This window comes from Actinoplanes sp. NPDC051537 (assembly GCF_055586105.1).
In genome coordinates this window covers 1-21,121 of sequence record NZ_JBVJIU010000038.1, presented here as the reverse complement: position 1 = coordinate 21,121, position 21,121 = coordinate 1, and the positions used below count along the sequence as shown (strand labels likewise).

Sequence of the window (21,121 nt, the reverse complement as noted above, 5' to 3'; positions counted from 1 at the left end):
CGGCTCGCGGCCTCGCCACTCAGCGACCGCCGCCCCGGGTGGCGCGCATCTGTAAGCAGAGCAAGGCGTAGCGGCGCGCATCTGTAAGCAGAGCAAGGCGCAGCGGCGCGCATCTGTAAGCAGAGCAAGGCGTAGCGGCGCGTATCTGTAAGCAGAGCAAGGCGCAGCGGCGCGAACCAGCGCCCGAGACCGCTCACGACGGCAACGCGGCCGACGGCCTCGACTCCGCGGGCCACCGGCTCGCAGCCTCACCATTTGCGGACCACGACGTCGGCCAGCGGGCGTCCCGCCATGTCCGCCACCGCTTCAGCGGCTGCCAGGTGGCATGGCGCGCATCTGTAAGCAGAGCAAGGCGTAGCGAGCGGATCAGCGCCCGAAGCCGCTCACGACGGCAACGCGACCGGCGGCCTCGACTCCGGGGGACGCCGGCTCGCGGCCTCGCCACTCCAGCTACCGCCGGGCCGGGCGGCACGTATCTGTAAGCAGAGCAAAGCGCAGCAGCGCAGAGTGGGCGGCGGCCGGGCCGAAACGGAAGCCGGGCCGAGACCGCGGCCGGGCTGAGAGGGCGCGGCCGGCTGAGGGGGGGCGCAGCCAGGCTGAGAGGGCGCGGCCAGGCTGAGAGGGCGCGGCCAGGCTGAGAGGGCGCGGCCAGGCTGAGAGGGCGCGGCCAGGCTGAGAGGGCGCGGCCGGGCTGGGGGGCGCGGCCGCCACCGTTAGTGGGCAGCTCCGCCCGCAGCGGGCGGCAAAGGCGCGACCGACGACGCAGGTCGCCCGTGCGCCACGGGGCCCTGGCCTGCGCGTACATATGCATGGATTTGATTCTCTAGAGTCTGATCATGGAGCTTGAGAGCCTGCAGAAGCGCGCCGTCGAGATCGCCTCGCTCTACGACCGGCACCATGCGGCCGCGGGGCGGGAGCTCTGGGGGACCGGGGATCTCGCGCTGGGGTTCGTGGGGGACGTGGGGGATCTCGCGAAGCTGGTCATGGCCGTGGACGGGCGGCGGGAGATCGACGACGCGCGGGCGAAGCTCGGCCATGAGCTCGCCGATTGTTTGTGGTCGGTGCTGGTGCTGGCCGACCGGTACGGCGTTGATCTCGCGGCCGAGTTCGCGGCCATGACCGAGGGGGTCGAGGACTCTCTCAATAGGTGAGGGCGACCAGCTCGCGCAGCTGGTCGACGGCGGCGGGCGGGAGCTCGTGGGCGGCGGCGGAGACCAGGCCGGTTCGCAGCACGCCGTAGATCTCCTCCTGGGCCTCGGCCGGCAGGTCGGGAATCCACAGGTTGCCCAGGTTCTCGTCGATGATCTCGCGCAGCAGGGACGCGGTCTTGTAGTCGGAGAGGCGCGGGATCAGGTACTCCAGCGTCCAGTCGAAGAGGCCGCCCGAGGACTGCCAGTCGCGGTCGTCGCGGACCATGATCAGCGCAGCCATGAGTGCCCCAGGGTGAACGCCCGCGGCGCCAGGCCACGGTCGGCGATGAAGGTCTCGATGACCCTGACCTGGTTGGTGGTGAAGAGCGAGACGTCGACCGGCACCACCTCGGCCTTGCGCAGGTGCAGCACGATCTGCTGGGAGAAGCGGCGCCACTGCTGGTCGAAACGGGTGGCGGCGAAGGGGCCGACCGCGTCGTAGGAGACGTTGTGCTCGTCGAACCAGTCGGCCCGCGACCACCTCGGGGCCCGGGTGAGGCGTACGCCCAAAGTCTTTTCGATGAGGATCGCCGTCTCCGCCTCGTTGTGCCGATATCTGCCGGTTGCCGGATCCAAGCCGAGTGCCGTGAAACGTTCGTGTTCCAAACGACGACGCCGCCGTAGTACCAGTGGCGGATAGGAAATCAGCGGATAGGTCGACAAGTCCGGCTCCTCCCTAGCGGTTCACCCGTTCTGGTCGGTGCGCCCCCGGGTCCCGGGGGTGCGGCACTTGCGGTGTCACGACGATGGCCCTTCCGCCCTGCCCGATGCCCGCGTAAATCACCGGGTTCGCGCCACGCAGCAAAAGACCGTGCAGGAGACCGGCCCCCGCCACCGCGGCCATCCCGGTCGGCGTCATCCACACGAGGGCGGAGTCGGGTGGCACGCCGAGCAACGACGGGATGTTCCAGAACGCCAGGTAGGCCAGCGTCCCGACCGCCACGGTGGCGAGGATCGGAGCCAGGAACCGCCCCCACGTGCCCTCGCCGTTCGGCACGCGGTTGAGATGCAGCAGGGCGGCGAGCGAGGTGGCGAGCAGCAGCACGAGGACGCCGAGCCCGCCCACGACGGTGAGGCGTTGCGCGAGGACGCCGGGCGAGCGCACCCCGGCCAGGTACGCGATCGCGATGGCCAGCCCGGCGATCAGCGACTGGACGAGCGAGGCCGTGCGCGGCGCCGAGGTGCGGCGGGCGGTGACGCCCAGGGCGCCGGGCAGCACCTTCTCACGGCCCAGCGCGTACAGGTAACGGGCGATCGCGTTGTGCAGCGCGAGCATCGCGGCCACCAGCGCGGCCAGCAGCACCACCCGGCCGCTCGTGACCGCCCACGGCGCGAGGCGGGCGCCGGCCAGGTCGAAGACGAGCTCGGAGCCGCGGGCCCGGGCCAGGGCGGTGAGGTCGGCCGGGCCCGCGCCCACGCTCACCGACCAGGCGGTGACGGCAAGAACAAGACCGAAGATCACCACGGTCGCGTACGTGCCATAGCCCGCCTCCTTACGCGGGCGCATGGTCTCCTCGGCGTACGTCCCGGTCGTCTCGAAGCCCGCGAAGGCGAGCACCCCGAGGGCCAGCAGCAGGCCGAGCGCGGGCCGATCGACGGCGCCGAGATGGTCCGGCCAGCGGGGGCCGGCGGGCTGGATGATGTTGGCCGTCGCGAAGCCGACCGCCACTGCGACCTCGGCCAGCACCAGCAGCGCGAGCAGCCCGCTGACGATCTCGATCCGGATCGTGCCGCCGAGCGCGACGAGCAGCCAGCAGCCGGCCGCCACCATCCACCATTGCGCCTCGACGTGGAACCAGCTGTGCAGCATCGGCGCGGCCGCGAGGCCGACGACGCCGTAGAGGCCGAGCTGGAGGGCGTGATAGGCGGCGAGCGCGACCCAGGCCGCGGCCACGCCGGCGGGACGGCCGAGACCACGGGAGACGTACGCGTAGAGGGCGCCCGCGTACGGCGCCCGATGAGCCATGGCCGCGTAACCGGCCGCGAAGAAGAGCAGGACGATCGCGACGGCCACGAAGGTCAGCGGTACCAGCGGCCCGCCGCCGTGGGCGTAGGCGGCGGGCACGACGGTGATCAGTACGACGAGGGGAGCGGTCGCGGCGAGGGCGAAGAACGTGACGGCGGCCGCACCGATGCGGCCCGTGGCGAGGGTGTGCGTCGACTCATCGGGCGTACCCACAGATCCATTGAGCCTGATGGCGGGTCAGATCACAACTACACGTACCGGTTCACTCACTCACGGTTCGATCAGGATCTTCCGGCCCTCGCCCCGGCGGAACTGCTCGAGCGCCGCCGCGTACGAGGTCAGCGGGAACCGGTGCGAGACGAATATCGATGGGTCGAGAACGCCGGCCGCCAGCATCCGCCCGGCACGGTCGAAGCTGTGCAGGACCGCCATCGAGCCGGTGATGGTGATCTCGCGGCGGTAGATCTCGTACGGCTCGATCGCCACCCGCGCGTCGTAGCCCGCCACCCCGAACTGGAGATAGGTCCCGCCCCGCCCGACCCGCCGGAGCCCGTCGCGAATGGCCGCCTCGGCGCCGGTGCAGTCGATGACGACGTCGAAGCCACGCGGCGCGTCCAGCTCGTCGGCCGACGTGACCGCCGCCGAGCAGCCGAGCCGTTGCGCCGTGGCCAGCCGGTCCGGGTTGAGGTCCACCATGGACACCGACTCGGCCCCGGCCCGCTTGGCCAGCTCCATCATCATCAGGCCCATCGTCCCCGAGCCGTAGATGAGGTACGCCGAGGCCATCTGCCGGGGCAGCACGTCGAAGCCGCGCACGGCACAGGACAGCGGCTCGATCAGGGCCGCGTCCTTGGCCTCCAGAACCGGCGGCAGCTTGAACAGGTTGGCCATCGGCGCGGCGAGGAACTCCGCCGCGCCGCCGGTGACCGTCACGCCGATCGCACCCCAGTTCTCGCACTGGTTGCCCCGGGCCCGCTTGCAGTAATAGCAGTGCCCGCAGTACAGCGACGGGTCGACGGCCACCTGGTCACCGACCGCGTAGCCGGTCACCGCCGAGCCGACGGCCACGATCTCGCCGGCCATCTCGTGCCCCGGGACGATCGGGAACGCCGGGGCGAACTCGCCGTCCATGATGTGCAGGTCGGTGCCGCAGATGCCCACGGCGGCCGGCTTGACCACCACCTCGTCCGGGCCCGGCGACGGGTCCGGCAGGTCGGCGATCTCGATCGTTCCCGGGGTGACGACGACGGCTGCTCTCACTTGACGGCTCCCATCGACAAGCCTCGTACCAGCTTGTTCTGCGCCAGCCAGCCGGCGATGAGCACCGGCAGGGAGACCAGCGTGGCCGCCGCGCACAATCGGGCCAGGAACAGGCCCTCGGAGGAGATGAATCCGACCAGGAAGATCGGCGCGGTGCCGGCGTTGGTTGCCGTCAGGTTAACCGCCAGGAAGAACTCGTTCCAGGCGAAGATGAAGCAGATCAGCGCCGTGGCCGCGAGCCCGGGCGACACGATCGGCATAATGATCTTCCGGATCGACGTGAGCAGCGAGGCGCCGTCCACCTCCCCCGCCTCCAGCACCTCGCGCGGCACCTCGAGCAGGAACGACCGCATCATCCAGACCGCGAGCGGCAGGTTCATCGCCGTGTAGAGGATGACCATCGTCCAGATGTTGTCGAGCATGCCGAGATGCTTCGAGAGCAGGTAGATCGGCAGCAGCGCGGCCACCGCGGGCATCATCTTGGTGCTGATGAAGAAGAACAGCGAGTCGGTCCATTTCGCGACGGGACGCAGCGAGAGGGCGTACGCCGCCGGCGTCGCCAGCGCCACGACCAGCAGCGTGGAGAAGAGGCTGGCCATCAGCGAGTTCAGCAGGAACGGCGTGATGTTGCGGTCGAACACCTGCTCGTACTGATGCAGCGTCGGCGTGAAGACCCAGGACGGCGGGTTGCTGGCCGCGTCCTGCTCCTGCTTGAAGCTGGTCAGCACCATCCAGATCACCGGGAAGACGAAGACGATCCCGGCGATCCAGGCCACCGTGCCCCAGATGGCGTTGCCCGCTCTTTTGACGATCATCGGTTCTCCTCCATCCGGAACAGGCTGGAGATGACCCGCAGCGCGAACGTCGCCACGATGATCGTCAGGATCACCACGATCACGCCGGCCGCCGAGGCCTCGCCGTACTCGAACTTGCGGAAGGTGGTCAGGTAGATCTCGTACGGCAGATTGGTGGTCGCCGTGCCCGGACCGCCCTGGGTGATGCTGAAGATCGCGTCGAACGTGTTGACCAGGTAGATCGAGCCGAGCAGGCCGCCCAGCTCGAGGTACTGCCGCAGGTGCGGCAGCGTCATCCGGCGGAAGATCTGCCACGCGCTCGCGCCGTCGACGCGGGCCGCCTCGATCACCTCGTTCGACTGCGACTGGAGGCCGGCCAGCAGGATCAGCATCATGAACGGCGTCCACTGCCACACCAGCGTGGTGATGACGGCCGCCTTCGGGTACGACGAGATCCAGTCGGTCGATCCGCCGAAGATGCCGTTGAGCAGCCCGTACGCCGGGTTGAAGATGGCGTGCTTCCAGAGCAGGGCGGCCGCGATCGGCATCACCAGGAACGGCGTGATCAGCAGGGTCCGGACCACCGACCGACCGAAGAAGCTGCGGTCGAGCAGCAGCGCCAGCACCAGGCCCAGGATCATCGAGAAGATCACCGCGCCGGCGGTGAGGACCACGGTGTTGACCAGGGCCGCGCGCAGCCGGGCGTCGGTCAGGACGGTGACGTAGTTGTCCAGGCCGATGAACGCGTGCTTGCCCGGCTTGAGCGCGTTCCAGTGCAGCGTCGAGAGGTAGAGCGTGTAGAGGAACGGGATCTGGGTGATGACGATCGCGAAGATCAGGGCCGGGAGCAGCGGCGCCCGGCGAATCCAGCGCTCTTTGCTTTGGTTGGGCCGGACGGGCGGTACCGCCCGCACGTCCGGCCGCGTCACCGTGGTAGTCATCTACTTGTAGTTCTTGGCCACGTCTTCGGCCTGCTTCTGGCCGTCGGCCAGGGCCTTGTCGACCGTTGTGCTGCCGGTCATCGCGGCGCTCACCTCCTGCGACACCTTGGTGCCGAGGTCGGCGAACTCGGGGATGCCGACGAACTGGACGCCGAGCGCGGGCCGGGGCTGGACGCCCGGGTTCTGCGGGTTGGCGTGCTCGATCGAACCGAGCGTGACGTCGGCGAACGCGGCGGCCGAGCTCTTGTATTCGGGGATCGAGTACGTCGAGGTGCGCTTGCCGGACGGCACCCGCGACCAGCCGAGCTTCTCGCCGACCAGCTTCTCGTAGTCCTTGCTGGTCGCCCAGGAGATGAACTTCCAGGCCGCGTCCGCTTTCTTGGTGGTCTTGGGCATCGCCCACGCCCAGGTCCACAGCCAGCCCGAGTACTCGGTCTTGTTGACCGGCGCGTAGACGTAGCCGACCTTGCCGGCGACCTTGCTGGCGTTCTTGTCCTCGAGCGTGCCGGCGGCCGATGTGGCGTCGTACCACATGGCGGCCTTGCCCTGGCCGAACGTGTTCAGGCACTCGGTGAAGCCGGACTGCGGCGCCCCCGACTCGCCGTACTTCTTGACCAGGTCGACGTAGAAGTTGGTCGCGGCCGTGAACTCGGGCGCGTTGACCTTCGGCGTCCAATCCTTCTCGAACCAGGTTCCGCCGTACGTGTTGACGACCGTCGTCAGGGGCGCGAACAGCTCGCCCCAGCCCGGCAGCCCGCGCAGGCAGATCCCGGCGACGCCCTTGCCCTTGTCGTTGAGCTTGGCCGCGAAGTCCGCCACCTGGGCCCAGGTCGGGTGATCGGGCATGGTCAGGCCCTTGGCCGCGAACATGTCCTTGTTGTACATAAGGAACGACGACTCGCCGTAGAACGGGGCGGCGTACATCTTGCCGTCCTCGCCGGTCAGCGACTGCACCATCGGCTTGAGCAGGTCGCCGGCGTCGTACGCGGAGTCGGCCTGCGCCTGCGTGGAGACCTCGTGCAGCCAGCCGTTCTTCGCCCAGATCGGCACCTCGTACGCGCCGACCGTCGCCACGTCGTACTGGCCGCCCTGGTTCGCGACGTCCTGGGTGACTTTGTCGCGAAGCTCGTTCTCCGGGAGGATCGTGAACTTCACGGTGATCCCGGTCTGCTTGGTGAAGTTGTCGGCGGTCAGCTTCTGGATGTCCTCCATCTGCGGGTTGCCGACCATCAGGGCGGTGATCGTGTTGTCGTCGCCGCCTCCGCTGCTGCCGCCGGTCGAGCCGGCGCCCGAGCAGCCGGCCGTCACCAGCAGGAGGCCGAGGGCCGCCGCGGCAAGTTTTTTGGGCATGGTGGATCCTCCGTTTTATTCGAAAACGGCGCATTAATGGGGGGAGCTATTTCAGACTCGGATTACCTGTGGTCCGAGCCGGGCATAACGGTGCGCCTCGGAAACCGGCAGAGCGGTGTCCGTGACCAGTGACTCGAATTCCGATATCTCGGCGAATTTGCAGAAGGTGCGGACGCCGAATTTGGTGTGGATGCCGACGAACACCCGCCGGCGGGACGACCGGATGGCGTGCGCCTTGATGTCGGCGACCGCCGGGTCGGGGGTGGTGAGCCCGGCCTCGCGGGAGATCCCGTTGGCGCCGACGAAGGCCAGGTCGATCACGAAGCCGGCGAGCATGTTCGCGGCCCAGTGGTCGACGGTGGCCAGCGTCCGGCCGCGTACCCGGCCCCCGAGCAGCAGCACCGTGGCCGGCGTGGACGCGGCCAGCCAGGCCGCGGTGTTCAGCGACGCGGTCACCACGGTGAGCGGCCGGTCGGTGGGCAGTTCCTCGGCGATGAGCTGGGGGGTGAATCCCTCGTCGATGAAGATCGTCTCGGCGTCGCCGATCAGGCCGGCCGCCGCGGCCGCGATCCGGCGTTTCTCCGGCACCCCGCGCGTGGTCCGGATGGCCAGGTCGGTCTCGAATTTCGCGGTCTCCACCGGGTACGCGCCGCCGTGCGTACGCCGGAGGAGTCCGTGCTTTTCGAGCAGCCGCAGATCTCGGCGAATTGTTTCGGCGGAGACGTTCAGTTCGGCCGCGAGTTTGGCGACATTGACCTCGCCCTCGCGCCGGGCCAGGGCGACGATCTGGTGCTGCCGCTCGTCAGCATTCAAACCGCACCTCCAAGCTCGATTAACCGTGGACTATTTGTAACACCGGAGAAACCTGTGGTCCGCATCACTGCCCGGGCAACTTTGTTGTGGTCTTGCCCGGATGACCCACGCGCCCATGCGGCACAATACGGTCTCTAAGCCTGTCAAGCCGACAAAATGCCTGACCGTTTCGCGCGGAACCGTGACCGGTTCCTGCCCGCGGTGTGAGGTCGGGCTTTCACTCAAGTGCGCGGGGTCCCGGCCGACTGGACAACCGTGCTAGCGACTCAGCAACTGACGGAGTTCCTTTCCGTGGTCGCCGACCGGCCCAGCGGTCCGGCGGCGCATCACGCTGCCGTCGACTGTGCGGCCCGCGCGCTGAGCGCCGACCTGGCCGTGCTGCTGATCGACGAGGGCGTGGTGGCCGCGATCGGCGTGGCCGCGGACGATGTTCCCGCGTATGCCCTCGGTGAGGTCGCCGCCGGGCGCCGCACCACGCTCGAGATCGGCGGGGTGCCGTACGCGGTCACGTTCGCCACCATCGGCGGCGAGACCGGCGGGCTGCTCGTGCTCGGCCGGCGTGACTCCACCGGCTCCTCGGCCGGCTCCTCGGCCTTCACCGCCGAGGAGGTCTGCCTGCTGCGCGGCATGGCCCGGGTCCTCGAGCTGAGCCTCAACTCGTTGCAGATGCTCGAGTCCGAGCGCCGCTACGCCGAGGAGAACGACCGCCTGCTCGACTCCCTCCACCAGCGGCAGCGCCTGTTCGAGAAGCTCACCGAGATCCAGCGGGCGATCGCGCGCCGGCTGCCCCTCGACCAGATCTTCGACATCGTCACGGCCTCGGCTCGTGAGCTGCTCGACGTCGAGATGGCGACGCTCAACCTGGTCGACCGGGACGACTCGACCACCGGCAGCATGACCGCCTCCAGCGGCGTGCCGGCCGAGGTCCAGGCCAAGGTCCAGCGCATCCCGCTGGCCGCCGCCGGGGTCTCGGGCCTCGCCGTCCTCGGCGACGAACTGGTCATGGTCGAGGACTACACGGTCTCCCCGATCGTCATCCCCGCCCTGGCCAAGGCCCAGCTGCACGCCGTCATGGCGACGCCGGTCCACGAGAACGGCCGCGCGGTCGGCTGCCTCACCGTCGGCATGTACAGCCGGGCCCGCGAGTGGGACAAGGGCTCGCAGGAGATGCTCCGGGCGTTCGCCGAGCACATCAGCCTCGCGCTGACCGACGCCCGCACGCTCGAGGCGATGAACCAGGCCTTCCTCGACTCGCTCACCGGCCTGCACAGCCGCGCGCTGTTCCAGACCAGGATGGAAGACGCTCTGAGTGGGCCGACTCGGGGCGCCGCTGTCCTCTTCATCGACCTCGACCGCTTCAAGATGGTCAACGACTCGCTCGGCCACGCGGCCGGCGACCTGCTGCTCATGGGCGTGGCCGACCGCATCCGCTCCTGCCTGCGCGACGACGACACCGCGGCCCGCCTCGGCGGGGACGAGTTCGCCGTGCTGCTGCCCGACCTCGGCGCCGCCGAGGAGGCGGTGCCGGTCGCGACCCGGCTGCTCGACGAGCTGCGTGCGCCGTTCCGCCTCAACGGCGCCGAGGCGTACGTGAGCGCCAGCATCGGGATCGCCTACAGCCGGCCGGGCGAGCACGGCGTACAGGAGCTGATGGTCGACGCCGACCTCGCGATGTACCAGGCGAAGAAGCACGGCAAGGACAAGTTCGAGATGTTCGAGCCGGCCATGCGCGAGGAGTTCCAGGCCACCATCGACCTCGAGGCCGACCTGCGCCGCGCCGTCGTCCGGCACGAGTTCGAGCTGCGCTACCAACCCATCGTCCACCTCACCACCGGCGACATCACCGGCGTCGAGGCGCTGATCCGCTGGCTCCACCCGACCCGCGGCATCGTCCCGCCGGTGGATTTCATCCCGCTGGCCGAGGAGACCGGCCTGATCGTCCCGATCGGCGAGTGGGTGCTGCGCGAGGCCTGCCAGCGGATCGCCGAGTGGAACGCCCGCCGCTCCGACCGCCCGCTGACGGTCAGCGTCAACATCTCGGCGGTCCAACTCGAGCAGTGCGTGCTGCCGCAGGTGGTGCAGTCGGCCCTGGACGCGAGCGGCCTGCCCGCCGACCGCCTGATCCTCGAGCTCACCGAGTCGCTGCTGGTCGACCACCGCCCCGCGACATTGGCCCGCCTGAAGGCCATCAAGGCCCTGGGCGTACGCCTGGCGATCGACGACTTCGGCACGGGCTACTCGTCGCTGGCCTACCTGCGCCAGTTCCCGGTCGACATCATCAAAATCGACAAGTCCTTCGTGGACGACGTGGTCGACGAGCCCACCGCCGCCGCCCTCACCCACGGCATCATCCAGCTGGGCCGCGCACTCCAGCTCTCCACGGTCGCCGAGGGCATCGAACACGCGGGCCAGCTGACGTCCCTGACCGACGGCGACTGCGAGCTGGGCCAGGGTTACTACTTCGCCGAGCCGTTGACCCAATCCGCCCTGGACGACCTGCTCTTCCCGGTCGACCCACCCCACGAGGAGTCATCCGTCTGAGGCCGGACGCGGACCCGACGGACCGCGCCCGGCGCTTCTGCTATTCCCCTCGGTAGGCGTCGATGATGGTCTGATCGATGGCGCTGCCGTTCGCGGCCGTCGCGGTGGTTCGCAGGGAGACCGACTGGCCCGCCGCGGGCGACGGCAGGGCGGCCTCGTAGGCGCCGGCTGCGGTTCTGGTGACGGTGGCGGGCTGCCACGTCGCGCCACTGTCCAATGAGGTTGCCAGCGTTAGAGCGGTCACCGCCTGAGGGCGTACGGCCGAAATAACCTTGAAGTTTGCCTTTTGCCCGGAAATAAAGTGATTTGTTGCGTCCAAGGGCAGCGCGTAATCGATGGCCAGCAGCGGCAGCGGGCGGCTCGCCGTGCCCGCGGGCTTCGATGACCGGAATGTCCACGATGTAGAGACATGCGTCGAGACCGGGATCGCCTGGCTCGCGTCGACGTCGAAGGTCAGCCGATACGTCGCCGGGCGCGCCGGAATCGGGAAATCGGCGATCGAGTCGCGCGCCGAACCGATCGGGTGGCCGCCCTGTTCCAGCCGCAGCGCGGTGGTGATGCGCGGGTCGAAATTGCCCGCCAGGCAGTCGAAACGGCCGTGCCGGTCGGTCAGGGTGACCAGCTCGACGTGCATGTTTCCGCTGGTCCGGGACGGCGCCGCGGGCGCGCAACCGCTCGGCGAGCCGGCCGGGTCGTCGAACCAGTCGGAGTGCAGCGGCTGACGCATCCAGGTCTTCTCGACGCGGCTGCCGGGCCGGTACGTGCGCACCCCCTCCTGACTCACGGTGCCGTCCCAGAAGGCCTCGTCGATCCAGGCCACCCCGGGCGTCACGTAGTCGGTCCGATCGGCGACCAGCGGGCCGGTGCTGTGCTCGGCGATGAACAGGCCGTCGGGGCTCAGGCCGTAGCGTTTGTGCTCGGTGATCGAGCCGGGTGCGTCGAGGACGTGGAAGCGCTGGTCGATGCGGGCCAGCGACGACCGGTCGACGCGGTAGGACGGATCGGCGGGCAGGCCGTTGCCGTACGAGTCGACCAGGTCGTAGACGTCACCGTTCGAGGCTTCCAGACCGAAGCCGGCGTACGCCCGGAAGCTCCCGACCCCGGCGGCGATGGTGGGCAGCGCATAGACCGTCGCGCCGGGGCCCCACGCGAAGGCGAAGTCGTTCCACGCCGGGCCTCGTCGCGCCTGTTGCTCATAGGTGAGGCCGACCGCCGTGGTCGCCGCCTCCACGCCGGTCACGGTCGCGGTCACCGGCACGGCCTTGGCCAGGTCGAACCGCATCGTGGTGTCGGTGGTGATCGCCGTGTCGGGGATGCCGGCCATGGCCGCCCGCTGGTCGGTGTCGGTGTAGGACATGAACGAGGCCATTACGCTGTAGCGGCCCTCGGGCACCCGGAATTTGACGGTGCCGCCCAGGTCCGCGCCGTCGGCCTGGGCGTACACGGCGGGGTCGTCGAGGTTGACCACCTGGATGAACGACCAGCCGCTCGCGTCGGCGGGGGCGCCCGGGATCGTCGTGGTCAGGATCGTGAGGTCGTGGCTGGGCGATTCGGCGAAGAAGCCGATGGGCGTACGCGCGACGACCGCGCCCCCGACCCGAGCGGTGACCACCGCGGTGTAGTAGCCGGGCGCGGTCCGCCCGGTGGTGAGCGTGACCCCGCCCGTGGCGCCGGCCGCGAGCCGGAGCCGCTCCCCCGACAGCGTGGCCGCCCCCGGGACGGCCGCGCCGAGGCGGTCACGCACGACAACGTCGAGCGCGACGGTGGCCGCGGTTGTCCCCGTGTTGACCCAACTCAGCGACGAGCCCGTGGACGGGCCGCGCACCACGCCGGAGAGCGCCCGCGCGACGTCGAGCCGCCCGGCCCCGCTCGTGTACGGGTCGCCGCCGGGGATCGGATCGGTCGCCCCGATCAGCGCCTCCTTGAGCTGCCCGGCCTTCCAGTCGGGATGCCGCTGGGCGAGCACGGCGGCCGCGCCGGCCACGTGCGGGGTCGCCATCGAGGTGCCCGAGGCGGCCACGTAGCGGTCGTCGATCGGCCGGCCCATCGTGGTGCCGGCGGCCCGGGCCGCGACGATGTCGACGCCGGGCGCGACCAGGTCGGGCTTCGCGACGTGGCTGCCGATCAGCGGCCCGCGGCTGGAGAAGTCGGCGACCTCGCCGGCGCCGTCGAGAGCGCCGACGGTCAGGGCCCGGGCGGCCGCTCCCGGCGAGGAGATCGTCCCGTCGCCGGGACCGTCGTTGCCGGCGGCCACGACGAAGAGCGCGCCGGTCCGGTCGGAGAGGCTGTCGAGGGCGAGCGACAGCGGGTCGGCGCCGTCGCTCGGCTCCCAGCCGCCGAGGCTCATGTTGACCACGGGCGCCCGGGCCGCGGCCCATTCCATGCCGGCGATGACCTGCGAGTCGGTGCCCTCGCCGTTGTCGTCGAGCACCTTGCCGATCACGAGGCGGGCGTCGGGCGCCACCCCCTTGCGGGCGCCGTGGGAGGCGGCGCCGGTGCCGGCGATGGTGGCCGCCACGTGGGTGCCGTGGCCGAGGTGGTCGACGGCGTCGCCGCCGTCGGCGCTGAAGTCCGCGGTCTCGGCGATCCGGCCGGCGAGGTCGGGATGAGTGGGGTCGACGCCGGTGTCGAGGACGGCGACCTTCGTCCCGGCGCCGGTGTAGCCGGCGGACCAGGCCTGCGGCGCGGAGATCTGGGTGAGGTTGGCGTCGAGCGAGGTGGCCCGCACCTTGCGGTCGAGCCAGATCCTGGGAGCCGGGCCGGCTGCGCGGGCGGCGGCGGCGAGCGACTCGATCAGCGGGAGGCCGCTGCCCTTCGCTCGCGAGCCGGCGACGGCGCCGAGGCTGGGCAGCGTGCGACCGGCGGCCAGGCGGGCCGACGCCGCGCCGCCGGACCGGACGATGAGCGGGAGGTCGTGGGTGTGCGCGTCGTCGTAGCCGTCGTGGATCAGGGCGGTGACGTCGAAGAGCGCCGGGTCGAGCAGCGATCCGAGCAGCGGCGCGATCCGGGCCGGCACGACGTGGACGTGGCCGTCGGGGCCGCAGCTGCGGTGCAGCACCCCGCTCGCGGCGGCCGGCCGCACGCTCACCGCCGGGCATCCGGAGGATCGGGCGGTCACCGTGACCACGTCGCCGGTCAGCAGGGTCACCGTGGAGATCGAAGAGGGCGGGACGGGAGGGGCGGCGGAGGCGGGAGCCACGCCCAGCGCGGCCACCACCACCCCGGCCATCACCGGGGCGCAACGCATCAAGGCATTCACATCTATTAGATGCGACCGGGGGCCCGTTAGGTTGTCAGGCCGCGGCCGCTCCGGTGAGCAACGCGCCGAACTCCTCGGCCGGCAACGGGTGCGCGAACAAGAAGCCCTGCGCCGACGAGTACCCGAGGGAGATCAGCCGCGCGGCCTGATCGGGCGTCTCGACGCCCTCGGCGATCGTGCTCAGCCCGAGCGACTCGGCCAGCCGCAGCACGGTCGCCGCGATCGGCGCCCGGTCGTCCGGCGCCTGGGTGAACGAGCTGTCCAGCTTCAGCTCGTCCACGGCATCGTGCAGCAGCGTGAGCGTCGACTGACCCGTACCAAAATCATCAAGCGATACGCGTACGCCCAGAGCCCGCAGCTCCCCCAGCGTGCCGGCCGCCTCCTCGCCGTCCACCGGCAGCGTCTCGGTGATCTCGAGGGTGATCCGGTGCGGGTCGACGCCGAACTCCGTCAGCAGGTCCTCGACCAGTGCCGCGAACCCGGGCTCGCGCAGGTCGCGCGCCGAGACGTTGATGTTGAGCACCGAGAGCGTGTCCCAGCGCGCGAGCTGGCTCACCGCGGCCCGCAGCACCCACCGGCTCAGCGGCACGATCAGGCCGGTGCGCTCGGCCAGCGGGATGAAGGTCTGCGGCGGCATCGTGCCGTGCACCGGGTGCGCCCAGCGGACCAGGGCCTCGGCGCCCAGCACCCGGCGGTCGGGCAACGCCACGATCGGCTGGTAGAGCAGGTAGAGCTGGCCGTCGTCGATCGCCGCGCGCAGCTCGGCGCCGAGGCCGGCGTGGTCCGCCCCGGCGTGCGCCATGGCCGGGGTGAAGTGCAGCGACGCCGTGCCGGGGATGGCCTTGGCCGCGTACATCGCGATGTCGGCGTGGCGCAGCAGCACGCTGGCGTCGTCGCCGGAGTGCCCGTCGGCGATGCCGATGCTGGCCCGGATCGGCAGCTCGTGGCCGTCGGCCAGGACCGGCGGGCGCAGCGCCTCGATCATGCGCTGGGCGGCGAGGTCGGCGGCCTCCGGGTCGGCGCCGTCGAGGACCACCACGAACTCGTCGCCGCCGAGCCGGGCGACCGTGTCCTCGACCCGGATGCAGGCGTTCAGGCGCTGCGCGACGGCGATCAGCAGCAGGTCGCCGATCTCGTGGCCGAGGGTGTCGTTGACCTCCTTGAAGTCGTCCAGGTCGATCAGGGCGACGGCGACCGGCCGCTCGCCGGGCACGGTGAGCGCCTTCTGGAGGCGGTCGTGGAAGAGCGTGCGGTTGGGCAGCTGGGTCAGGCCGTCGTGGGTCGCGCCGTGGTCGAGACGGCGCAGCAGGCGGCCGTTGTCCAGGAACGCGGTGACCTGGCGCAGGACGACCAGGGCGGTCAGGGCCACCGAGCTGATCACGATGACCCGGCGGTCGGCGGCGGCGGCGGGCAGGGCCACGCTCAGCAGCAGGCCGTCGACGGCGGCGATGGCGACGTACGGGAGAACGCTGAAGCTGCGGCGGCGACGGACCGGAACGCCCCGGCGCGGCGCGTGGTCGGCGGCGGTGCGCTGACGCTCGGCCGCCCACGACCCGAGGAAGTAGATGGCCGGCATGCAGACGATGTCGGGGAACAGGTGCGGGTCGATCGGCTCGATCAGCGGGCGCAGGGTCGGCCCGACGGCGCCGACCAGCACGGCCAGGCCGATCAGGCGCAGCGAGCTGTGGTCGACGGTCCCGGACGAGCCGGTCATCATGACCTTGGCGACGGCGAAGACCGCGAGCAGGGCCAGCACGGTCAGTGCCAGGGAGATGAAGATGCCGCTCGTGTCGCCGCCGTCCAGCGCGTACCGGGTGGAGAAGTGCCAGGCGAAGATCGCGCAGGCCAGCATGACGGTGGCGGCGTCCAGCACGATCCGGAACACGGCGCCCTTGCTCTGGCTGCCGAACGGCAGGCGCAGCATGGCGTACATGATCATGACGATCGCGCCGCTGTCGAAGACCATCTGAGCGGTGCTGATGTGCGGGCCGGCCGGGTCGGCGGCGGTCACGACGTCCGCGGCCTGGGCGATGCTGCCCAGCCCGACCAGGACCGCCACCCCGAAGATGTGCCGCCAGAGCCGTCGGCTGGGCGCGGGCAGATGGCCGGCCCGGGCGGTGCGCCAGGCGCTCGCCACGAGCAGGCCCGCGCCGGCGAGGCTGGGCAGCCACAGCAGGGCCCAGGGCAGCACGGGGTAGATCACGTTGACCACGAAGAACACCAGCGCGGTCAGCGTGACCAGGACGGAGGCGCGCAGCGTACGGCTGAACGCCAGAAACCGTGACCAGAGCACGCCGTTGCATCGGCTGCCACGACGCCGAGGTGAGAATTCCCTGCCGCGAAGGCTCCGGTCAGCTCCCGTTTGCCGGGCGTTCACCGGCACGAACAAGGTTTGCTCGATGTCTGTCCGTTTGAGCGTCGTGGTGCCGGTGTACCGCGTGGAGGCGTACGTCGTCGAGTGCCTCGACTCGATCCGCGCGGGCCTGACGGCCGGGGAGCACGCGCGGGTCGAGATCATCGCGGTCGACGACGCGTCGCCCGACCGGTGCGGCGAGATCCTCGACGACTACGCGAGCGGCCATCCGGGCGTACGCGTGCGGCATCTCCCGCAGAATGTCGGCCTCGGCCTCGCCCGCAACGCCGGCTTGGCCGAGGCGACCGGCGATTACGTCTGGTTCGTCGACAGCGACGACCGGCTGCCGGCGGGCTCGGTGCGCGCGGTCCTGGAGGCGCTCGCGGCCGACCGGCCCGACGTGCTGCTGATCGACCACCTGCGGGTGCACGAGGACGGCCACGCCAAGGTCGACGCGAGCTCGCACCTGCTGGCCGGCGAGCCGACGCTGGAGCGGATGCTGGCCGTGCAGCACACGGCCTGGAACCGGATCGTCCGGCGCGAGTTCCTGCTGGGCAACGGCCTGCGGTTCGGCCCCGGCTGGTACGAGGACGTCTCGTTCAGCCACCCGGTGCTGCTCGCCGCCGGCCGGATCGCCGCGCTCGACCGGGTCTGTTACCACTACCGCATCGGCCGCCCGGGCGCGATCACGGCGACCCGCAGCCACCGCCACTTCGAGGCCTTCACGCAGTACGACCTGCTGCAGGAGTGGATGGCGGGGCACGATGTGCCGCCCGAGGTCCGCGCCCGGCTCTTCACCCTCATGATCAGCCACCTGCTGGTGGTGGCCGGCAACGACAACCGGATGCACCCGGGTCATCGGCGCGGCTTCTTCAAGCAGCTGGCCGCCCTGCACCGGCGCCACCGGCCGGCCGGCTACCTCCCACCGGCTGGGATGAGTGGTCTCAAACACCGGCTGGTCGCGGCCGACTCCTATCCGCTGTACGCGCTGCTCCGGGCCGGTTACCGGCTGGCCGGAATGCGACGGCGGAAACCCGAACGGACGCCCCCGGTTTCCCGGGAGGTAGCCTCCGCGCCACAGACGACTCAGGCCACGTCCATAATTTGAGGTGGCAACCGCGTCTGGACCGAGAGAGGTAAGTAATGGCACAGTTCGGGCCCGACAAGCGGCCGTACATCGTTGCGGAGATGTCCGGTAACCACAACGGCTCCCTCGACCGGGCGCTCGCTCTCGTCGACGCCGCGGCGGAGGCCGGCGCCGACGCGATCAAGATCCAGACGTACACCGCGGACACCATGACCGTTGACGTCAAGCACGAGCGTTTCCAGCTCTCCAAGGGCCACGAGCTCTGGGGCGGCGCCTACCTCTACCAGCTGTACGAGCAGGCGCACACGCCGTGGGAGTGGCACCAGCCGATCTTCGACCGGGCCCGTGAGCGTGGCATCACCCCGTTCTCCAGCCCGTTCGACCGCACCGCCATCGAGCTGCTGGAGAAGCTGGACGCGCCGATGTACAAGATCGCGTCCTCGGAGATCACCGACCTGCCGCTGATCCGCATGTGCGCGAGCACCGGCAAGCCCGTGATCATCTCGACCGGCATGGCGTCGGTGAAGGAGATCGCGGCCGCGGTCGAGGCGGCCAAGGACGCCGGCGCGACCGACGTGACGGTGCTGAGCTGCACCGCGTCGTACCCCGCGCCGCCCGAGGAGACCAACCTGCGCCGCATCCCGGTGCTGGCCCAGATGCTCGAGCTGCCGATCGGCCTCAGCGACCACACGCTGGGCATCGGCGTGCCGGTCGCGGCGGTGGCGTTCGGCGCCTGCCTGATCGAGAAGCACGTGACGCTCGACCGGGCCGACGGCGGCGTCGACTCGGCGTTCTCGCTCAACCCGGCCGAGCTCAAGCTGCTGCGCGAGGAGTCGGAGCGGGCCTGGCAGGCGCTCGGCACCACGCACATCGGGCCGACCGAGCACGAGCAGGAGGGCCTGCGGTTCCGGCGCTCGCTCTACGTGGTCGCCGACGTGAAGGCGGGCGACAAGGTCAGCCCGGAGAACGTGCGCTCGATCCGGCCGACCGGCGGGCTCGAGCCCGACGCGATCAGCCTGGTGCTGGGCCGCACCTTCACCGTCGACGCGGCCAAGGGCACCCCGCTGACCTGGGAACTCATCTGACGATGGGACAAGGGGCCCCGCGCGGGGCCCCTTACGTCATCGACGACCGCGGAACCTCCGGTACGCCAGCCGGGCGATGCCGACCAGCTTGCCGACCAGGCTCGTGCGGTAGAACGAGATCTCCCGGTCCATCCGGCTGAGCGAGTGGTCGCGGGACTGGATGATCTGCTCGGTCCACTCCATCATCGCGAGCAGGTGGCTGGCCTGGTAGCGCTGCCGCCAGAGCGCCTCCTCGAGCTCGCGGAAGCCGGCGACGTCGACCGCGGCGGTGCCGGGCTGGACGGCGAGCAGGCGCAGCAGCCGTTCGTGCTGCTCGTCGAGGCTCAGATCGAACTCGGCCGTCTCCAGCGCGACCTGCAGGTCGACCGCCGCCCGCACCTGAGCCTCGGTCGAGCCCCGGCCCACCATGCCGAGCAGGGTGTTGGTGAGGTCGACGGCGCTCGAGGTGATCGCGAACGGGTGCGGCTGGGCCGAGCCGATGAGCTGGACCGCGAACTCCCAGAGAACGCGAACCAATGCCGTCTCGTACGCCACCGGCTCGATCGGCTCCCAGCGGGTGGGCAGCAGGCTCGGGCCGTCGGGCGTGACGAAGACGTCGGCGAGGCCGGCCACCGCGACCGGGCCGGACAGCGCGCCGTCGACCGCCTGGCCGCGCAGCCACGACTCGAACTGGGTCAGCTCGACCCGCAGGTGCCGCAGGTCGTCGGTGGCGCAGAGGTGCAGCAGGCGCTCCTCCAGCACGTAGCCGGAGTCGGCGCCGGGCGCGGTCGGCTCGGCGATCCGGCGCAGGCCGGCCCGCTCGACCGGGGCGTCCAGCGGCTGGAGCACGGTGGTGCGGATCTCATTGCCGTCGGCGGCGGTCATCTCGTACGCGAAATGGCCGTGCGCGTCCCCCACCAGCAGATCGTGCCCACCGACCGCGGGGGCGGCGGCCGCGCCGGGGGCCCGGGCGATCACCAGCCAGGAGGTCGCCACCGTGTCCTCGGCGCCGGCGCGCAGGGCCCGCTTGACCAGGCGGCGCGGGTCGCTGAGCACGGGACGGCCGCGGTACGCCGAGGTGAACGCCTGGGACAGCGCGGTGCCGAGCCGCGGGCGCAGCGGGGACGCGACGTTCCCGAGCAGCCCCGGCCCGATCAGCACGGTCGGCGCCGCGGGGTCGGGGAAGGCCGCGTAGGCCACGTCGACCACCAGCCCGGAGGCGGTGAGCCGGTCGACCAGCTGCTCGCGCGAGGCCGGGCGGTGGGTGTCGTGGTCGTCCAGCGGGTACCACGCCGCGGAGTCGGCCTCGCGGGCGCCGGGCTCGAGCCGGACGGTGTGGTGCAGGCCGAGGTGGTTGTCGTGCATGAGAAGGAGCACGCCGTCGGGACGCACCGCCTCGGCGAGCCGGTCGAGCAGCTCGGACGTGGACATCTGCTCGCCCTCGGCCGAGTTCAGCCGCTCGATGCCGTCCACGGCCACGACCAGGTCGAACAGCGCCGCCGGGTCGAACTTGAGCACGCCGCCGGCGATCACGCTGACGGTCGGGTGGGCGGCGGCGAGCTTCTCCGCGTCGCGCAGCGAGCGCAGCAGCCAGGTGACCGTGGCGCCGGCGTCGACCAGCGCGTCGACCAGGTCGTCGTCGGTGGGGCCGGCGACCAGCACGGCGCTGCCGTCCCCGGCGAGCGTGCCGATCAGGTGGCGGAGCACCGCGCCACGCGGCCGTGCGGGCCCACGCCGCGGGTCACTGTCGGTCCAGTTGAACATCTCGCCACCGATGCGCCGCAGATTGGGCAGCGGCGAGGCGGCGAGGGCGGCGGCGTAGTCCGTGCCCTGGGTGGGGATCAGGGCAGCGGCGTCGGACATACTTCTACCTCTCGGTTGAGCACGCGGGGTGCCCCTCGGGACGACCCGGGACCGTACCACCCAAGAGTAGATCAGGGGTTAATCCGGGGATTCGCAGTGACATTCGTCTATTGCCCGATTTGCCCCGCAAGCCATGCGAGTGAGTGCGCTCACAGTACTCCCGCCCCCGCGTCACTCCCCGGCGACCCGTTGCGAAAGCGCTGCACAGATAACCTACAGTGGACGCTCGCAACGCGAATAACTTTCGGAAGCGCCGCCGTCCCTTCGGAGCACGCTGTCCCTCGGAGCACGCCGTCCTCGGAACACGCTGTCCCTCGGAGCACGCGGTCTTTCGGAAGCGCCGTGGTCGAGCCCTATCCGGGCTCCCCGGACAGGCCGGGGTGGACGCCGCCACGTCCCCCCGGCCGCTCGCGGCCGGCCCGGCGCGGGGTCTGCCCCCATCTCGCGCCGGGCCGGCGTGCGGGTCGTCACCCGGGCCAACTTTGGGCTGTCACGCCGATACCGCTGGCGGGCTGTCACGCCCGGACCAGCGGTGGGCAGTCGCGGGGGGGGGGGGGGGGGGGGGGGGGGGGGGGGGGGGGGGGGGGGAGGGGGGGAGACGGGGCCCGGCCTAGGCCGATCGCCCCCGTGCGGAACGGCC

Annotated in this window: 15 protein-coding genes; 4 read left to right on the top strand and 11 right to left on the bottom strand. The window is 70.9% G+C overall.

Annotated elements, in window-relative coordinates:
• The first annotated feature begins 836 nt into the window (after positions 1-836).
• Positions 837-1,151: a nucleoside triphosphate pyrophosphohydrolase family protein gene (locus ACZ6TB_RS48195; RefSeq protein WP_465568454.1), complete on the top strand. Its 315-nt coding sequence runs from the start codon at positions 837-839 to the stop codon at positions 1,149-1,151.
• Here the strand turns inward: ACZ6TB_RS48195 and ACZ6TB_RS48190 are convergent.
• The 8 genes from ACZ6TB_RS48190 to ACZ6TB_RS48155 form a co-directional block, all read right to left on the bottom strand.
• Positions 1,141-1,431 carry a hypothetical protein gene (locus ACZ6TB_RS48190; protein WP_465568451.1) on the bottom strand — a complete coding sequence of 97 codons (291 nt, stop codon included), beginning with the start codon at positions 1,429-1,431 and terminating at the stop codon, positions 1,141-1,143. The genes ACZ6TB_RS48195 and ACZ6TB_RS48190 overlap by 11 nt on opposite strands.
• Positions 1,419-1,766 carry a hypothetical protein gene (locus ACZ6TB_RS48185; protein WP_465568448.1) on the bottom strand — a complete coding sequence of 116 codons (348 nt, stop codon included), beginning with the start codon at positions 1,764-1,766 and terminating at the stop codon, positions 1,419-1,421. Before ACZ6TB_RS48185 ends, ACZ6TB_RS48190 begins: the two co-directional genes overlap by 13 nt.
• 100 nt (positions 1,767-1,866) lie before the next feature.
• Positions 1,867-3,369, bottom strand: coding sequence for an APC family permease (locus tag ACZ6TB_RS48180; RefSeq protein ID WP_465568445.1), 1,503 nt, complete (start codon positions 3,367-3,369; stop codon positions 1,867-1,869).
• Between the two features lie 57 nt (positions 3,370-3,426).
• Positions 3,427-4,416: a zinc-dependent alcohol dehydrogenase family protein gene (locus ACZ6TB_RS48175; protein ID WP_465568442.1), complete on the bottom strand. Its 990-nt coding sequence runs from the start codon at positions 4,414-4,416 to the stop codon at positions 3,427-3,429.
• Positions 4,413-5,231 carry a carbohydrate ABC transporter permease gene (locus tag ACZ6TB_RS48170; protein WP_465568440.1) on the bottom strand — a complete coding sequence of 273 codons (819 nt, stop codon included), beginning with the start codon at positions 5,229-5,231 and terminating at the stop codon, positions 4,413-4,415. Before ACZ6TB_RS48170 ends, ACZ6TB_RS48175 begins: the two co-directional genes overlap by 4 nt.
• On the bottom strand, positions 5,228-6,151 hold the full coding sequence (locus tag ACZ6TB_RS48165) for a carbohydrate ABC transporter permease (RefSeq protein WP_465568437.1): 924 nt from the start codon (positions 6,149-6,151) through the stop codon (positions 5,228-5,230). The genes ACZ6TB_RS48170 and ACZ6TB_RS48165 overlap by 4 nt, the downstream gene beginning before the upstream one ends.
• Positions 6,152-7,501: an ABC transporter substrate-binding protein gene (locus ACZ6TB_RS48160; RefSeq protein ID WP_465568434.1), complete on the bottom strand. Its 1,350-nt coding sequence runs from the start codon at positions 7,499-7,501 to the stop codon at positions 6,152-6,154.
• Between the two features lie 51 nt (positions 7,502-7,552).
• Positions 7,553-8,314 carry a DeoR/GlpR family DNA-binding transcription regulator gene (locus ACZ6TB_RS48155; protein ID WP_465568431.1) on the bottom strand — a complete coding sequence of 254 codons (762 nt, stop codon included), beginning with the start codon at positions 8,312-8,314 and terminating at the stop codon, positions 7,553-7,555.
• A gap of 291 nt (positions 8,315-8,605) precedes the next feature.
• Between ACZ6TB_RS48155 and ACZ6TB_RS48150 the strand changes: the two genes are divergently transcribed.
• Positions 8,606-10,855, top strand: coding sequence for a putative bifunctional diguanylate cyclase/phosphodiesterase (locus ACZ6TB_RS48150; protein ID WP_465568428.1), 2,250 nt, complete (start codon positions 8,606-8,608; stop codon positions 10,853-10,855).
• A gap of 40 nt (positions 10,856-10,895) precedes the next feature.
• Here ACZ6TB_RS48150 and ACZ6TB_RS48145 read toward each other — a convergent pair whose 3' ends face one another.
• The gene (locus ACZ6TB_RS48145; RefSeq protein WP_465568425.1) at positions 10,896-14,102 is read right to left on the bottom strand and encodes a S8 family serine peptidase; all 3,207 of its coding nucleotides are present in this window, start codon (positions 14,100-14,102) and stop codon (positions 10,896-10,898) included.
• 46 nt (positions 14,103-14,148) lie between these two features.
• Complete coding sequence (locus ACZ6TB_RS48140; protein ID WP_465568422.1) at positions 14,149-16,407, bottom strand: putative bifunctional diguanylate cyclase/phosphodiesterase; 2,259 nt, start codon at positions 16,405-16,407, stop codon at positions 14,149-14,151.
• 106 nt (positions 16,408-16,513) lie between these two features.
• Between ACZ6TB_RS48140 and ACZ6TB_RS48135 the strand changes: the two genes are divergently transcribed.
• The gene (locus tag ACZ6TB_RS48135; RefSeq protein ID WP_465568419.1) at positions 16,514-17,575 is read left to right on the top strand and encodes a glycosyltransferase family 2 protein; all 1,062 of its coding nucleotides are present in this window, start codon (positions 16,514-16,516) and stop codon (positions 17,573-17,575) included.
• A 35-nt stretch (positions 17,576-17,610) separates the two neighbouring features.
• A complete protein-coding gene (gene pseI, locus ACZ6TB_RS48130) occupies positions 17,611-18,639 on the top strand; it encodes a pseudaminic acid synthase (protein ID WP_465568416.1) in 1,029 nt (342 codons plus the stop codon).
• Positions 18,640-18,675: 36 nt separating this feature from the next.
• On the opposite strand, the gene ACZ6TB_RS48125 is transcribed toward pseI, so the two are convergent.
• On the bottom strand, positions 18,676-20,481 hold the full coding sequence (locus tag ACZ6TB_RS48125; protein WP_465568413.1) for a class I SAM-dependent methyltransferase: 1,806 nt from the start codon (positions 20,479-20,481) through the stop codon (positions 18,676-18,678).
• Positions 20,482-21,121: the final 640 nt, after the last annotated feature.

Bases quoted from the DNA above. Each gene is read 5' to 3' on its own strand.
- ACZ6TB_RS48165 (WP_465568437.1), bottom strand. From the start codon at position 6,151: ATGACTACCACGGTGACGCGGCCGGACGTGCGGGCGGTACCGCCCGTC.
- ACZ6TB_RS48195 (WP_465568454.1), top strand. From the start codon at position 837: ATGGAGCTTGAGAGCCTGCAGAAGCGCGCCGTCGAGATCGCCTCGCTC.
- ACZ6TB_RS48160 (WP_465568434.1), bottom strand. From the start codon at position 7,501: ATGCCCAAAAAACTTGCCGCGGCGGCCCTCGGCCTCCTGCTGGTGACG.
- pseI (WP_465568416.1), top strand. From the start codon at position 17,611: ATGGCACAGTTCGGGCCCGACAAGCGGCCGTACATCGTTGCGGAGATG.
- ACZ6TB_RS48190 (WP_465568451.1), bottom strand. From the start codon at position 1,431: ATGGCTGCGCTGATCATGGTCCGCGACGACCGCGACTGGCAGTCCTCG.
- ACZ6TB_RS48145 (WP_465568425.1), bottom strand. From the start codon at position 14,102: ATGCGTTGCGCCCCGGTGATGGCCGGGGTGGTGGTGGCCGCGCTGGGC.
- ACZ6TB_RS48170 (WP_465568440.1), bottom strand. From the start codon at position 5,231: ATGATCGTCAAAAGAGCGGGCAACGCCATCTGGGGCACGGTGGCCTGG.
- ACZ6TB_RS48135 (WP_465568419.1), top strand. From the start codon at position 16,514: ATGTCTGTCCGTTTGAGCGTCGTGGTGCCGGTGTACCGCGTGGAGGCG.
- ACZ6TB_RS48125 (WP_465568413.1), bottom strand. From the start codon at position 20,481: ATGTCCGACGCCGCTGCCCTGATCCCCACCCAGGGCACGGACTACGCC.